The following is a 15,758-nucleotide window of genomic DNA, read 5'->3' on the forward strand; positions in this document are numbered from 1 at the left end:
CCGACATCGACGAGCTCATCGGGCAGTCTGATTGTCTCTTTCGGATCCACGGACCGGCCAGCGCGTCCCGCTCGACCAAAGCAGTGATCCGGCGTACGACGCCATTCGTCTCCCCATTCTCGATCTAGACATTCCCTTCGCCCTCGACCGCAGCTCGGTCCTGGTGCTGCGCGCCGATTTGCAGATGCGTTTGATAAGCAATCGAGACAGCTCCTCGAAAGTCTCAAGGGTTAGAACGGCGATCTAGGTCTCACAACGGTGGTCTAGGTATCGCTAACTCGCTTGATAAGCGCCAAGCCATTTGGCACTCTTTGGTGAGCGTCCTCCGGCATCGAGGTTTTTTATGCTAAAATCATTGTTTGCAATTATTGGCGCGGCTTTCTCGATTGTTGTTCTTTCGAGCAGCGGCGCCTACTGCGGCACCTATCCCTTCGGAGATGAACCGTATCGCCTGAATTGGGGATATGACCCCGAGATACAATCCGGGTGCTGGAAGTGGAATTGGCAGCAGTATCATTGGGACAATCACTGTCCGGTCTATGTTAATCCCAAGGCGTACATGTATCCGCGATCGCGTCGCGTGGTCTTGCGAACACGGGGTTAATACCAGATTGCGCGCTGGTCATTCTTAGTTCGCTCTGGAAGCTGATTTCTTGATCAGGAACGCTGAATCGTGCAAGCGACCTGGTTGTGCTTGCCGAAGTTCAGCAGCGCGTTTTCCCTGAAGCCGTCCAGCCAGAGCCCCCGGCCTGCATAGCGATACCCCACACCCATCGGGACAAGCCGCACATGCATCGAGCGGCGTGGCGAAGTGACCAGGGACGCGGTAACAACCTCGCCAACGACACTTACCGCTATCGGACAAAGCGGATACTCCCTGCCGTTCTCGCAAGTGAAGACAATTTCGGAACAGCCGCCTCGGCCCGTCGTCATCAAGCCGAGGTCCGCAGCGGCGCTCGGCTGCGGACCGATGCCAATCGCAAATCCGAAGCAGGCTGCAGTCAATACAAACTTGCCAAATCCCGCGCCCATCGCTGCCCCCAAACTCTAAAATATGGATCAACAGAGCAAGAATCGCTCAAAAGGTCAAACGTATCTTCGGCAGTCTGCCCGGTGTGCGGGTCGGTCCAGGTCCCAGTCCGGGCCCAACGCAATGCCACATCCATCGCTCACCTGGCGGTGCTGTGCCCCAACCCCAGTTACGCTCACTGAAATTTTAGGATTTGCGTTCGCCCGCGGGTACTTGACTTCAATCGTCAAAACAACGTCGCCCACGAATTCCGGCAGTGATTTGTAGAACGAGACTTCGGCCGGCACTTTGAGCGCAAGGCACGCTTTGTAGTGGGCGGCCTTTACGGAGTTTTGTCCGTGACCAACCTCGAGGTCGGGGGCCGGCCAGCCGAATGGCGTTTAGGCAGATCCGCATTTGCGCGTCCTTGTTGACAATGCCTTGATCGAACGTTCGATCATTTGTGTCTGCGCGCTGGCGACGCCATTGAGGATGCAAAAAGCCTTGCTGAGTGCCAGCGACAGTGCGGGCATCGAGGGGGGCTCCACGGGACGAAACGACGTACTCAGCCGACTCGTTGTTCTGCCAGTTTTACCCGGTCATAGTTCTCTAATTCAGCCTAACTGTCTGCTTTGGCGACGATCGATTTGGTAGCCGCAGCCTGAACATCGCAGACTTAGCCCGTCACCCCTTCCCGGGTCTTGGAGAAGGCCGATCGAGGCATTCCCTAGGGCATCGTCGTGCAGTCCCTGATCTATCTGTGTGTCCATGGGCACGTGTTTCGACAGGTCGATCGTGCGCTGGTTGCGACATTGGGGGCGCCAAAGCCACGCCGGATATGCCGGCAAGAATGTGCACGGCGGGTGCTCCATTGAACAAAAACAAGAGGTTAAAGGCATGAACGATCGTACCTTGGTTGACCCGTAGTTTTACTGGTTTTTCCCGATCCGCCTAGCTGACTCGCCTCGAGTGCGCTGTCTTTACTACAATCACACTGAAAGCATTGATTAACCAAACAGTTTTGTTGACCCTCCTTGCGGTTAACAATACCTTAACGCTCAATTTTGAAGCCACTTTTCTAGATCCTTGATTCAAACGCCTGCCTTTCGCTTCGGAGATATTTCATGAACGCACCTTTTCAGGTTGCTCAGGCTTCCGGCGTGGGAATCAGCAACAACAACGCGGCGCCGCGCATCTTCAGGCTAACAAAACCGCTTGGTGATCAGTCCGTCGTCGTCAATCTCGGATACGAACAGAAGGTCAAAGTCGACTTCTCCGGCATCGCCAACGAAAAGATCACGCTCGTACGTGTAGGCGAAAAGCTGATCATCCTGTTCGACAACAAGTCGACGGTGACGGTCGAGCCATTCTTCGATTCAAGGCATGACGCTCTTAACAATCTCTCGGTCGAAGTGGCGCCGGGTCGGGACGTTTCGGTCAGCGAATTCGCGAGCCTGTTTCCGATCACGACGGATCAGTCCGTCCTGCCCGCGGCCGGTGAAGGCAATGGCAATGCTCAGGGGAGCGGAGCGAACTTTAACAACAGCGCTGTTGATCCGCTGAGCACGGGCGGTCCGCTCGACCTCCTCGGGCAGGAGTCGCTCGGCAATTTTGCTTCGGCTCTGCAGCAGTTTGCCGGCGTACCGAATGATACGCCGATAGCAACGGCACCTTCTGCGGGCTTCACACTCTCGAATACATTGCTGATACATGACGAAACCTTTGCTGTTCAAAATGCGTTTGGCGCGAACGATCAGGGAGGTGCGCTACCTTCGGTATTCCAGCAAAATGGACTGATCGGTTGGGCGCAGAGTCCTGTTTCGGCAATTGCCTCTACGACAGCAGACTTCGGGACAAACGGGGCAGGGTCCGTCACCTATGCGTTGACAACTGCGTCGGGCGGAGCGTTCAATGGCGTAGCCTCCGGGCTACAGGCGACGATAACCGGAAACACGATTTTCCTCTTCACCGAGGGCAGTCTGATCGTTGGTCGCGAAGGTAACGGCAACCTGGCCAACGCGGGCGGTGCCGTCGCATTCCAAATCTATCTGGATCCCGCCACGCGCCTACTCAATGTCGCCCAGTACGAGGCGATCCAGCATGGCGGAGCGTCAGATCCAAACGACATCGCCTCACTCGCCAACGTGGTCTTCGTTCAGCAGACCGTTACCGACAGTCTCGGACTTACCGCGACGGCGGTGTCGTCCAATGCATTGGGCGTGGCATTCCTCGACGACGGCCCGAGCATCAGCCGCGATGACGGCGGTGAGCGGCCTTCGTCGGCGGGGTTCCTCGAACTCGATGAAACAATCGGTCAGGGCGAAAGTCCGCAGATCGACCGCTACAATTCGGGTGAATCCGAGTCGAACGGCGGGCCGTCGAACGGTATCGTCGACGACACCGGCGTTTCCACAATCACTGTGTCGACGGCACCCCTCCAGGGTCAGGCGATTGGCGAACTGTCGACCTCGGTGGGTGCTCTGGCTGCTTTGTTCCCCGCTGCAAATATTGCGTTCGGGACCGACGGCCCGGGAGCCAACGGCGGTGTCACTAACGTCCTGACGCTGGTTCTTTCGGCAGGGACCGTCGGCACGACGCTGACGGCAACTGCGCTGGAGGGCACCGCGCTTGCCGGCATGTCCGCAGCAGAGCGGGCGATCGTACTGGTTCAGGTGGATGCCGACACGATCGAGGGCAGGATTGCCGGCACCGCCGCTGCCGGCGACGAGTTTGTTGCTTTCCGTATCACCCTTGAAGGCGGCAGCGATCCGGCCACAGCGAAGATTACGGTCGACCAGTTCCTGGCGATTGACCATGGCGGTTCGGAGAATCCATCGATCTTCGACGAGCAGGCGTTCCTGCGTCTGGTTGGTGCGGGTACGCTCAACCTGCAGCTTACCACCACGGTCACCGATGGTGACGGTGATCAGGTCAGCTCGCCGGTCCAGGTCACTCTGGTCAGCAACGAGACTTCGTTCATAGCATTCGACGATGACGGCCCGACGATCACGCGCGGAGAGGGCGGAGAGACCCCGTCTCTGGTAACACTCAATCTCGACGAGACGATCGGCGCGGATCGCTACAACACGGGCGAGGTGCCGCAGGACAATAACGGGGAGGTCGACGACAAGGCGACCACGGTGACGGTGTCGGAAACGCCGACCCAGGCGCAGGCGATTGGTGAGTTGTCGACCCAGCCGGGTGCGCTGGCCAATCTGTTCGCGGCCGCGAATGTCGATTTTGGAATGGATGGTGCCGGGCCGCAGGGTGGCATCAGTAACGCATTGACGCTGGTTCTTTCGGGAGAAAACGTCGCCACGTCTCTGACGGCGACCGCGCTGGGGGACACCGCGCTTGCCGGCATGTCCGCAGCCGAACGTGCGATTGTTCTGGTTCAGGTGAACGCCACGACGCTCGAAGGACGTATCGTCGGCACAGCCGCCGAAGGCGACGAGTTTGTCGCCTTCCGCATCACGCTCGAGGGTGGCAGCGATCCGGCGACAGCCAAGATCACGGTTGACCAATTCCTGGCGATCGACCATGGCGGTTCGGAGAATCCGTCAGTTCTGGACGAGCAGACGTTCCTCAATCTGGTCGGCGAGGGCACGCTCAACCTGCAGCTCACCACCACGGTCACCGATGGCGACGGCGATCAAGCCAGTTCATCGGTCCAGGTCAATCTGATCGGCAACGAGAACTCGTTCATCGCTTTCGACGATGACGGTCCGACGGTCACACATGGAGAGGTCGGAGAGACGTCGTCTCTGGCAACACTCAATCTCGACGAGACGATCGGCGAGGATCGCTACAACACGGGCGAGGTGCCACAGGACAATAACGGGGAAGTCGACGATAAGGCGACCACGGTTACGGTGTCGGAGACGCCGACCCAGGCGCAGGCGATTGGCGAGCTGTCGACGACGGAAGGTGCGCTGGCCGGTCTGTTCACCAATGCGAGCGTTGATTTTGGCACGGACGGGCCGGGCGGCGATGGCGGCATCAGCAAGGAGCTGGCGCTGGTGCTGTCGAGCGATGGCATTGCCACGACCCTGACGGTGACTGCGCTGGATGGTACGGCGCTGGAGACCATGACGGCCGGGGAGCGGGCGATCTCGCTGTTTCAGGTCGACGCCAACACGATCGAGGGCCGGATTGCCGGTACCGCAGCCGATGGCGACGAGTATGTCGCGTTCACGATCAAGCTGAACGGGACCGATCCGGCGACGGCGACGATCACGGTGGACCAGTTCCTGGCGATCGACCATGGCGGTTCAGAAAATCCATCAGTGTTCGACGAGCAGACGTTTGTGAATCTGGTTGGTGAGGGCACGCTCAATCTGCAGCTCACCACAACGGCGACCGATGGTGACGGCGATCAGGCCAGTTCATCAGTCCAGGTCAATTTGATCGGCAACGAGAATTCGTTCATCGCGTTCGATGATGACGGTCCGACTATGGTCGCGTCCGGGTCAATTGTTGCGAACGTTGACGAAGATGGCCTGCATGCGCCGGGTCTGTCGGATTCCAATCTGGATAATTCCCGCGACGGCGAAGTCGATGGCAACGAATCCGCCGTCGCGACCTCTGCTGTGTTTGGAACACTCGGCGCGCTGGTCAATTTCGGCACCGACGGTTTTGGCAGTTTCGGTCTCAAGCCCGTCGCCGTACCGGTCGATAGTGGGCTGACTTCGGGCGGCAAGCCAATTCTCATCGTAACCGACGCCAACGGCTTGCACGGCTATGTCGATAACATCACGCCGGGATTTGACGGCGGCGATCGTGAAGTGTTCACGCTGGCGGTTGGTTCAGACGGATCTTACACATTCACGCTCAAGGACCAGATCGACCACCCGACGCTGGATGGCGCGCAAGTCGGCGACAACACGGAAAATACCAAGGTAATTGACCTGTCGTCCTATGTAGTGGCGACAGACGGCGACGGCGACAGCGTTTCTCTTGGTGCTGGTACGTTCACCGTTTCGGTGCTCGACGATATTCCGGTCATCACGGCGCGCGCGCCGAACGAGACGACGGTTACGACCAATGAGACGATTACCTACACGCTGCAGGCAGGCAACACCGATGTCCGCGGCATGGATGGCCAGAGCAATCATGATATCAAGCTGAGTGGCGTCGACGTCTACGAGGGTGACAACAGCGTCAACACGACCGGCAGCAATATCGGTATCGGCGATGGCCAGATCGTTGACGGCTACGAAGAGTCTGGTCCGAAGAACAATCCGAACATCTCGGGGCCTGAAATACTGACGATGGAATTCCTCAACAGTTTTGTTGTCGGTGTTCCAAATAGCAATAGCTATGACGTCTCTTCCACCACCTTCAAGATCGATGTCGCGGAAGCTCATGGCATCGAGTCCGCCAACGTTTTCGTGTCGGCAACCGACAACAGCAGCTTCGTCGCATTGACCTTCACTGTGAACGGCTCGCCCGTCACGGCAACGGCCGTCTATCAGGGCGCGCTGCAGGTCGGTTACGTGCTGGAGGGAGTGCCGGATCTTGCTACGGTTCACGCAGCCGGCGCGACGCCGTTTGATGTGTTCAAGGTCGGCAACTACAACGACTTTCAGTTCGATACGACTTCGTCCGGCAATCCGGAGACATTCACCGACGGCAATTCGTTCAAGGTCTTCGGAATTGAATCGACGATCACGACGACAACCGTAGTCACCGAGACGTTCAAGATCAGTGAAGACGAGAGCCCCGGAGTGAATACCGCGGCCGATCCGAACGCCGCCAATGACGTCAATCCATTGGTTGATGTTCCGCCCGGCGCGATCGTTGAAGCGAATGCCATCGGTTACGCGAAATCGTCGACCAGCGTGCTTGCTACCGGCTCGTTGTTCTCAGGTAGCGTCGGCGCCGACGAGGAGGGCACCTATTCGTTCGCGATTACCGACAGCGCCGGGAATCCGATCACTTCTGTTGCTTCCGGGCTGACGACGCTGGACGGCATCCATATCATGCTGTCCACCGACGTAAACGGGGCCGTGGTTGGTTCCGCCGGCCAGACCGAGATATTCAAGGTCTACGTCGATAGCGAAGGTTTCGTCTGGATCGGCCAGTATCAGCCGATCGCCCACGGTCTCGACGGATCGAGCCTGGCCACCCACGACGACATAGCGTCGGTTACGGCCGCCCTTCACATCAAGGCCACGCTTACGGATTTCGATGGTGACTCGACGAGCGTCGTGTCTGGCGTGGCGCTGCAAGTCCAGTTTCAGGACGATGGACCTCAGGCTTTCCTCGAGGCGTCGCAGACTGTCGCGGAAGGCTCAACTGCGACGGGCCAACTTGATTTCGTCCAAGGGACGGACGGCGCCTCAGTCACTCACGTCAACGGGATCGTGCTTGTTTTCGGAAACGACGGATATTCCCAGATAGTTCCTGGCTCCCATGGCGGCTTCCAGGTCACTGCCACCGGCAGCTATAGGTTTATCGCCCAGCCCGACGATGTTTTTGTTTCCGGCGGGCTCGAGAGCTTCAGCTACACGGTTACCGACGGCGATGGCGACACTTCGGTTGCGAATGCAACATTCTCGGTCACCGACGATGCGGACGTGACCACGATTACGCTGTCCGACGTGTCGGTGGTCGAAGGCACGGCGACGGCGACGATCAATGCGACGGTGTCGAACCCGGTGACGGGTTCGGCGCTGGTGATCACGCTGGACAACGGCGCGACGATCACCATCCCGGTCGGCCAGTCGGCAGGGACCTCGACCGCGTTCGCGGTGGTGCACAACGGCGACGATCCGTACATCGATCCGCAGAGCTACCCGGTCGCGATCCAGGGCACCACCGGCGGCAATTACGAGGCGCTGAACACCACCGATACCGCCACGGTGTCGGTCACCGACGATGCGGACGTGACCACGATTACGCTGTCCGACGTGTCGGTGGTCGAAGGCACGGCGACGGCGACGATCAATGCGACGGTGTCGAACCCGGTGACGGGTTCGGCGCTGGTGATCACGCTGGACAACGGCGCGACGATCACCATCCCGGTCGGCCAGTCGGCAGGCACCTCGACCGCGTTCGCGGTGGTGCACAACGGCGACGATCCGTACATCGATCCGCAGAGCTACCCGGTCGCGATCCAGGGCACCACCGGCGGCAATTACGAGGCGCTGGACACCACCGATACCGCCACGGTGTCCATCACCGACGACAGCGATCCGGTGACGGCGACGCTGACAACGTCCGCCACGACTATATCGGAAAGCGGCGGTTCGATTACCTATACCGTGACATTGACGGGTTCGCCTGGTGCCATTGACCCCGACACCAACCTGGTGTTCGCGCTGGCCAATGGTGAGCAAGTCACCATTGTGGCGGGTGCGACCAGCGGCTCTGCGACCAGGTCTTACACCGATGCGGAAATCACGAACCAGGTCTCGATCGGCAATTCGATCGCCTCGGTGTTCAGCGGTGGCACGGAATACGAGCAACTGCAGACCACCGGGACGACCACGGTTCCCGTCGCTTACTCGCCGGTCGGAAATACGCTCGCCGCGGTAGTTGACGATGAAGGACTTGCGCACGGTCTCGCGGGCGGAACGAACGACAATACAACCACCAATGCCGCCCACCTCAGCGGAACGTTGACCGGCTCGGGAGGCAGTGGGGGGCTCACCTTTGGCTTTGCCAACCTGAATGGCGGGACTGGAACAGTCGGCCAGGAAAACGTCAGCTATGGGTGGTCGGGAAATACGCTCACCGCGACGATTACCTCAGGTGCGCGGTTGGGATCGGTCCTGTTCACAGTCGACGTCACCCCGTCAACAGGAGCCTATACCCTCAACCTGAAGCTTCCCATCATGCAAGCCACCGGGGCCAACGAAAACGATGCGTTGCTTGCACTCCAGTATCGTGTGACGGACAGCGCCAGCAACAATGGCGTTGGTACGCTCAACGTCACGTTCAACGACGACGCGCCCGTCAATTTTGCCGCGCAATCGATGGTGATCGAGAACGGGGCCAATTCGATCGGCAGCGGAGCTCTGAATTTCCACCAGAGCATCGGTGCCGATGGTGGAAGCCTGGTCTTTACCGGTACGAATAACGCGCTGTTGCAGACGACCGGCGCGGTCACCGTGAAATCCGGCGGACAGGATATTCACCTGTTTGGATTTGCCACCGGTGTCTTGACGGGAAAGATAGGCGCCGACGCGCTCGGGAACGGCGGCACTACCGTCTTCACGGTAACCCTGTCGCCCAGCACGGTCGATCAGAACCAGGATGTTTATACCGTGCGATTCTTCCGTCCTCTGGACGATGGTTCCGGCGGCAGCATTACGCCGTCGAATTTCTCGGACCCGTCGTCACAGAATTTCAAGGTGATCGAAGGAGCGTTGAACGACGATATCGTGATTTCCGCGGCTGCTTCGCCACACCCTCGTGTGAACGGAACCAACAGTGGCAGCACCACAAGCTTCGGTGCCGGCGGCACTACCGTCGGTAGCGGTGAACTTCTCAGGTTTGACTTTGCCACAGGTGCGACGGTAGACGGTGGCGGAAACAACAGTATAACTTCGACGCTGGCCCATTATGATGTTAACGGGTTCAGCTTTACGGTCGACACGTCCGGTACGTCGCAGATCCTGTTGCGCGCCTATGATGCCAATTCCGACACCGACTTTAGCAACGATGGGCAGGATACCATCACACAGATCTACAAGAACGGTGTCCTTGTGCCCTTGGGGGCAGCGGCCCCTGGTGGTGGCTACATCATAAGCGCAGCAGACGGCGATCAGATTTCGGTCTTTACCGTAAACGGGTACAATCGAACCGAGGTGATCTATTCGTCGGGCGCGGAATTCGCCGTCGAAAGTGTCGGCTATCTGAAGTTCACGAGTGGCGAGGCCAAGCCGCTCAGCTTTAACGTCACCGCAACCGATGCAGACGGCGACACCTCAACCGGTACGATAGCGGTTACGACCACACCGCTCAGTACAACGATAAATGGAACGGCCTCGCATGACCTTCTGGTTTCCGGAAATGCCGGCGAGATCGTCAATGGCTTGGGTGGCAACGATACTGTCATCGGCGGACTCGGCGCCGACACTCTGGACGGCGGGACTCACAGCGTCGGCGGCGGGGACACGGTCAGCTACCAGAACTCGTCGGCGGGCGTGACTGTCGACCTCACCCTGGTCGGCACAGCACAGACATCGACGGGTGATGCCAGTAGTGACAAGCTCAGCAATTTTGAGAAAGTTATCGGCTCCGGTTTTGCCGATACGATCACCGGTGACGCAAATGCCAATGCCCTGATTGGTCTCGGCGGGAACGATACCTTGAACGGTGGCGGCGGTGATGACATCCTGATCGGTGGGGCAGGTGCCGACACCCTCAACGGTGGGACGCATGGCAGCGGTGGAGACATCGCCAGCTATTCGGGCTCGTCCGCAGGGGTAACAGTCAACCTCAACACCGTTGGAGCGCAAACGTCGCTTGGAGATGCAAGCGGCGATATTCTCATCAACATCGAGAACCTGATCGGCTCCAGTTTCGGGGACGCGCTCATCGGCGATACCAATGCCAATATTTTGACGGGCGGATCAGGTGCCGATTATCTGACCGGTGGCGGAGGAGCCGATCGCTTCCACTACGATTCATCTTTGGAAGGAATCGACCACATCGTTGATTTCACGGCCGGACAGGGCGATGTCTTCGAGATTTCTTCCGCCGGGTTCGGCGGTGGATTGCCGACCAGCGGTGACGCTACTGGCATATTCTCGGCGGACGCGACGAATACCTTCAGTTCCGGCAGTGAACGCCTCCACTTCAACACCGCGACACATGAGTTGTTGTACGATGCGGACGGCAGTGGAGCGGCGAGCGTCGCGGTTACTCTCGCCGTTCTCGACAATGCAGCAACTTTGGCGGCGAACAACATTCAGTTCACCAGCTGAAGGCTGAACTGGGTCTATTCGGAAGGGGCGCGGATGCGCCCCTTTTCTTTGATCACATCAAGAGCATCAGGCCGCCGCCCGACATATTTTCGCTGTCCGGCTCGAAACCCGTCCAGTCGGGCGTCCCTGCGCCAGCCGAGGCCGCCGGTGCGGCTTCCACCTGCCCATCCGGAATCCCGCGCTTCGCATAAGGCGCGGCGAACAGATGCACGCCATGCTGATTAATGGCGAACAGCGGCGTAAAGCTCGAGGCGTCGGAGTCTTCAATCAATGCGGAAAGCCGGTTGTCCAGGATCAGCCAACGGCCGTCGAGACGAGCGGCCAGCACGGCATGATCCTGACGGACGGCGCGGTCGCGAACCAGCACGAGCTGGAGGTCGTTCTGCGAAAATCCCGCCGCGGTCAGTGCAACATATTTGGCAATCGCATAATCCTCGCAGTCGCCTCTCCCGGTCGCAAACGTCGCAAGTGGGGTGCTCCAGCGATCAGCTTCGCCATGCTGGGAATAATCGCTGACATAGCGGATCGCCGCGTTGACGCCGTGATTGGCTTCTTCAAGTTTGTCGCGTCCGGACTTTGAACTGACCGCGCCGATCAACCGTTGGAACTGAGCAGCGTTGGCAGGACAATTTCCGGCATCGTTACGGCATTGATCCAGGACAGCCTGTTCCTTTGCCATGGCGGCTTCGACGCCCCGCCACTTGCGCCAAAGAAGGCCGTCAGGCGCGCGGAACGTGAACAGCCCGAATGGCTCCAGGCCGACGGTCGGCACTTCCTTTACCGCGAGCGGTGCATCCGTCGCGGTATGCGAAGGAGGGAGCGAGGCAAGGCGAACGGCATCAGGTCCGCGGCCGCGCTGACGATCGAGCTTCGCCAGTACGGCGTTGATGCTGAAGAAAGTCGCGGGCGGCCGGTCGGAGCCGGGCATGAAATCGCTGGTTGTGTCGACAACCAACGGTTCATCCGCTGAGAATGAAGGGGAGGCTGCGCAAACGATGGCCGCCACAGTAAGCGCAGCAATCAATACAGACGAGCGAAGCTTCCGCAAATTTAAGTGCGGTATCATGACGTCCCCTGTCCGGAACGTCAGTCAACGTCTTTGCGTCGATCTTCCGCCCCAATCTGTTATCGGGACGCAGCCTGCGCCTTCGCTTCTTATGTGAAGTTAAATATGGGGGCGCTTGGAGAGTAATGTCGAAAAACCGGTCAATCACCGGTTTGTGCGATCGTTCAAAATTGAACAATCGAAGGCAACGATCCGTTAAGCAAACCGCCCTCGCTCAACGTTCGCGCAGGGCGTCGTCGCGCAAGGTACGTGCCGGCTTGAGCAGATAATCCAGAACCGATTTCTCGCCGGTGAGGACTTCGACCGTCGCTATCATGCCGGGAATGATCGGCAGGGAATTCTTGGCAGTTCCGAGATGGTTCTTTTCGGTGCGGACCATCACGCGGTAAAATGTTTCCTGACGCTCCGATTTCTCGGCCTTGTCGTCGACGATGGTGTCAGCGCTTATGCGCTCAACCTTGCCTTTGAGCGAGCCGTAAACGGAAGAATCATAGGCAGAAATCTTGACCACCGCGTCCTGGTTGGGGCGAATGAACGCAATATCCTGCGGCCGAATCCGGCCCTCGACCAGCAAGGAATCGTCCAGCGGAATGATATCCATCACGTTGGCGCCGGGTTGCACCACCGCGCCAAGGGTGGTGACGTTCAATTTGTTAACGATGCCGTGCACTGGAGCCTTGAGGTCTGTACGCCGCACGCGGTCCTGCGCCGATTTGATGTTCTCATCAAGGACGGCCAAATCGCCCTTTGACTTGGCGAGATCCTCGTCGGCTTGTGATCGAAATGAGGTTACTGCAAAGGCGATCTTCGATTGTGACTCGGCAAGCTGCCCCCGCATTTCAGTCGCCTGACGGTCAAGCCGCAGCATTTCGATCTCAGGCACGACCTTCTGTTCGTATAATCGGCGCGTGAGGGTGAGTTCCCGATCGAGCAATTTGAGGGAGCCGCTGAGACGAGTTACCTGCTGATTCAACACATCAACATCCTGCGCCAGCTTTTGTGCGCGCATTTTGAAGACGCTCGCCTCTGTCGCGACGGCAGCGGGTACTACTTGATCAAGCTGATCAGGGAACGTGACTTCGGTTCGTCCTCGTGCTTCCGCTTCGAGGCGCGCCACGCGAGCAGCCATGGCTGCGCGCCGCTCTCTGATTTCGCCGAACTCCGACGCGAATTTGGTGTCGTCGATACGCATCAGGGATTGTCCCTGTTGTACGATCGCCCCTTCCTGCACCAGGATATCGCCTACGATACCACCTTCGAGAGTCTGGACCACCTGAGTCTGGCGCGAGGGCACGACCCGTCCATTGCCGCGCTTGACCTCATCCAGAACGGCAAAATGGGCCCAGACCAGAAAGGTCGTCAGCAAGGCGAGAAAGGTGAACAGGAGCATACGGGACGTCTGCGGCGTGCGCAGAGCAGCCGCGGCGCGGACGTCGTTGGCAAAGGCAAAGTCAGATGGAGGCATTGGGCTTTTGTACCAAGGTTGCCCTTTGAGTGGGCTGCGGGTTGCCGTCGCCTGCAGGCGCCGTCGGCTGACCTTTGAGGATGGCCAAAACTTTGTCACGTGGCCCATCCGCCACCAGGCGGCCGTTATCGAACAACAACAGACGATCAACCATTCCGAGAAGCGAGAGGCGGTGAGTGGAGATGATGATGGTCATCTGCTCTCCGCGCATTGCTTTCAGTCGCTCCAGGAATTCGGCTTCGCTCCTGATATCGAAATGCGCCGTTGGCTCGTCCAGGAACAGAACGCGCGGCTTTCGGATCAGTACGCGCGCCAGTCCGATAGCCTGCTTTTGTCCGCCAGACAGACTGCGACCACCTTCCGAAATGGGCATATCGTAGCCCATCGGATGGCCGGCGATGAAATTTTCTACCCCCGACAGTCGCGCTGCCGCGAGGACTTCTTCATCGCTCGCCTCGGGCCTGCCCAAAGCAATATTATCGCGCAATTTTCCAAAGAACAGGTCGGTATCCTGCATCGCAAATCCGATGCCGGCGCGAAGATCCGAAGGGTCGTATTGACGCGAATCGACGCCATCGACGAGAATTCGTCCCTCCTGAGCTTCGTAGAAACCGAGCAAAAGGCGCCCGACTGTCGTTTTTCCCGATCCGACACGTCCAATAATGCCGATCCGTTCGCCGGCCTCGATCTTGAACGAGACCTTATCCAGCGCTTTGCCAGGAGCGTTTGGATAGGCGAAGGAGACGTTCTCGAAATTGATGCGGCCTTCGCTGACTTTCCTGGCAACGTAGGCCCGCTGCGGAGACCGTTCGCGCTCCAGCGACATGATGCGGTCGATCGCTTTGAGCGCCGCGAAGGTTTGGGTCCCGCGCGTTATTACCGAGGCAATGCCGGCGATCGGGGACAGGACGCGGCCGGCCAGCATATTGGCCGCGACGAGGGCGCCAACGGTCAGCTTGCCATCGAGGATAAGAAAAACACCGACAACCACCAACAGAAGGCTGGTTATTTGCTGTGCAGCGTTTGCGCTCGTTAAGGTGAGCGATGCCCAGAAATGAACATCCTCGCCCGACCGTGCCGTGGCGGCGACCGACCGCTCCCAGGCCGTCTGCATCCGGGCTTCGGCACCGGTCGCGCGGACCGTTTCCAGGCCGGAAAGCGATTCGACGAGAACGCCGTGGCGCGCAGAGGATTCCGCCTGCAGTCGTTTCATTGCGCGGTCAAGCGGACGCTGCATCGTCAGGCCCAATGCGATCATGATTGGTAACATGATGAGCGGAATCCAGGCTAACGGTCCCGCGACGATGAACAGCACACCGATAAAGAGGAGTGCGAAAATCAAATCGGTTACAGATACCACACTGCCCGAAGTGAAGAACTCGCGCACTGAGTCGAAGTCGCGGAGCTGATTGGCAACGATACCGACCGAGCCGGGACGTTGTGCCAGCTTGATGGCCATCACGTGTTCAAAAATATTCGCAGCGAGCACGACATCTACGGTCTTGCCTGTCACGTCGATCATGCGGCTTCGCACGGCACGAAGTACAAAGTCGAAAACTATCGCGAGGCCAAGCCCGATCGATAGCGCGATGAGCGAAGGGATCGCGCCGTTAGGGATGACCCGATCGTAGACGCTCATCGTGAACAATGGCGTGGCAAGCGCGAGCATGTTGACCAGAAAGGCAGCCAGCGCGATGTGGCCGTAGCTGCGCCAGTACAGCTTGACGACTGACCAGAACCAATGGGTCCGCGGGAGGTCTCCCGCAGCGACTGCGCGTGCGTCAGCTTCAGCTGCCGCCCTGACAAGAAACGCATAACCGGTGTAGTTTGCGATCAGCGAACTAACGCCAGCAATCCGAGGATTGCTCCGATCCAACGCCGGATCGAGAACCTTAACGCTTTGGTTTTTCGCGTCGATCCCGAGGAGGATCAGCGCAGTCCCGTCTTTCATGATCAGAACGGCGGGAAGAACCATTGCAGGAATGTCGAGAATGGCGCGCTTGACCGCCTCAGTTTCCAGGCCGGCACGCCTGGCTGCCCGGTCATACAAGGCAACGGAAAGTCGACCATCAAGTATTGGAAGCCCCCCGAGCAGTGCCTCACGGCTTACTGCGCGACCGTGGTGGGCAGCCAGATAGGTCAGGGAGGCGGCGAGGGGATCGCTTCGGAGCGTGTCTGCGTTGGTCGAAGCAACGACCGTCGCTTCCGGCTCATCATTGGATGGCCAGCCTTTGGCCGACTTGGGCGTCCGAAACAACAAAATCTAAAGCCTCTGATCGAAAA

5 protein-coding genes are annotated in these 15,758 nt (G+C 58.9%); 1 reads left to right on the forward strand and 4 read right to left on the reverse strand.

Annotation, left to right across the window (positions count from 1 at the left end; all coding sequences use genetic code 11):
• Nucleotides 1-657: 657 nt before the first annotated feature.
• The gene (locus JQ611_RS33100) at nt 658-1,032 is read right to left on the reverse strand and encodes a hypothetical protein (RefSeq protein WP_212270224.1); all 375 of its coding nucleotides are present in this window, start codon (nt 1,030-1,032) and stop codon (nt 658-660) included.
• Nucleotides 1,033-2,133: 1,101 nt separating this feature from the next.
• Here JQ611_RS33100 and JQ611_RS33105 point away from each other — a divergent pair.
• Nucleotides 2,134-10,944 carry an S-layer family protein gene (locus JQ611_RS33105; protein ID WP_212467815.1) on the forward strand — a complete coding sequence of 2,937 codons (8,811 nt, stop codon included), beginning with the start codon at nt 2,134-2,136 and terminating at the stop codon, nt 10,942-10,944.
• Nucleotides 10,945-10,996: 52 nt separating this feature from the next.
• On the opposite strand, the gene JQ611_RS33110 is transcribed toward JQ611_RS33105, so the two are convergent.
• From JQ611_RS33110 to JQ611_RS33120, 3 genes are all read right to left on the reverse strand, one after another.
• A complete protein-coding gene (locus JQ611_RS33110) occupies nt 10,997-11,899 on the reverse strand; it encodes a transglutaminase-like cysteine peptidase (RefSeq protein WP_312012300.1) in 903 nt (300 codons plus the stop codon).
• A 325-nt stretch (nt 11,900-12,224) separates the two neighbouring features.
• Nucleotides 12,225-13,475: an HlyD family type I secretion periplasmic adaptor subunit gene (locus tag JQ611_RS33115; protein ID WP_212264425.1), complete on the reverse strand. Its 1,251-nt coding sequence runs from the start codon at nt 13,473-13,475 to the stop codon at nt 12,225-12,227.
• Entirely contained in the window at nt 13,462-15,618 is a 2,157-nt protein-coding gene (locus JQ611_RS33120; RefSeq protein WP_249133652.1) for a type I secretion system permease/ATPase, read from the reverse strand. The genes JQ611_RS33115 and JQ611_RS33120 overlap by 14 nt, the downstream gene beginning before the upstream one ends.
• Nucleotides 15,619-15,758 lie beyond the last annotated feature (140 nt).

Source organism: Bradyrhizobium sp. AUGA SZCCT0182, assembly GCF_018130185.1.
Classification (GTDB): Bacteria; Pseudomonadota; Alphaproteobacteria; order Rhizobiales; family Xanthobacteraceae; genus Bradyrhizobium.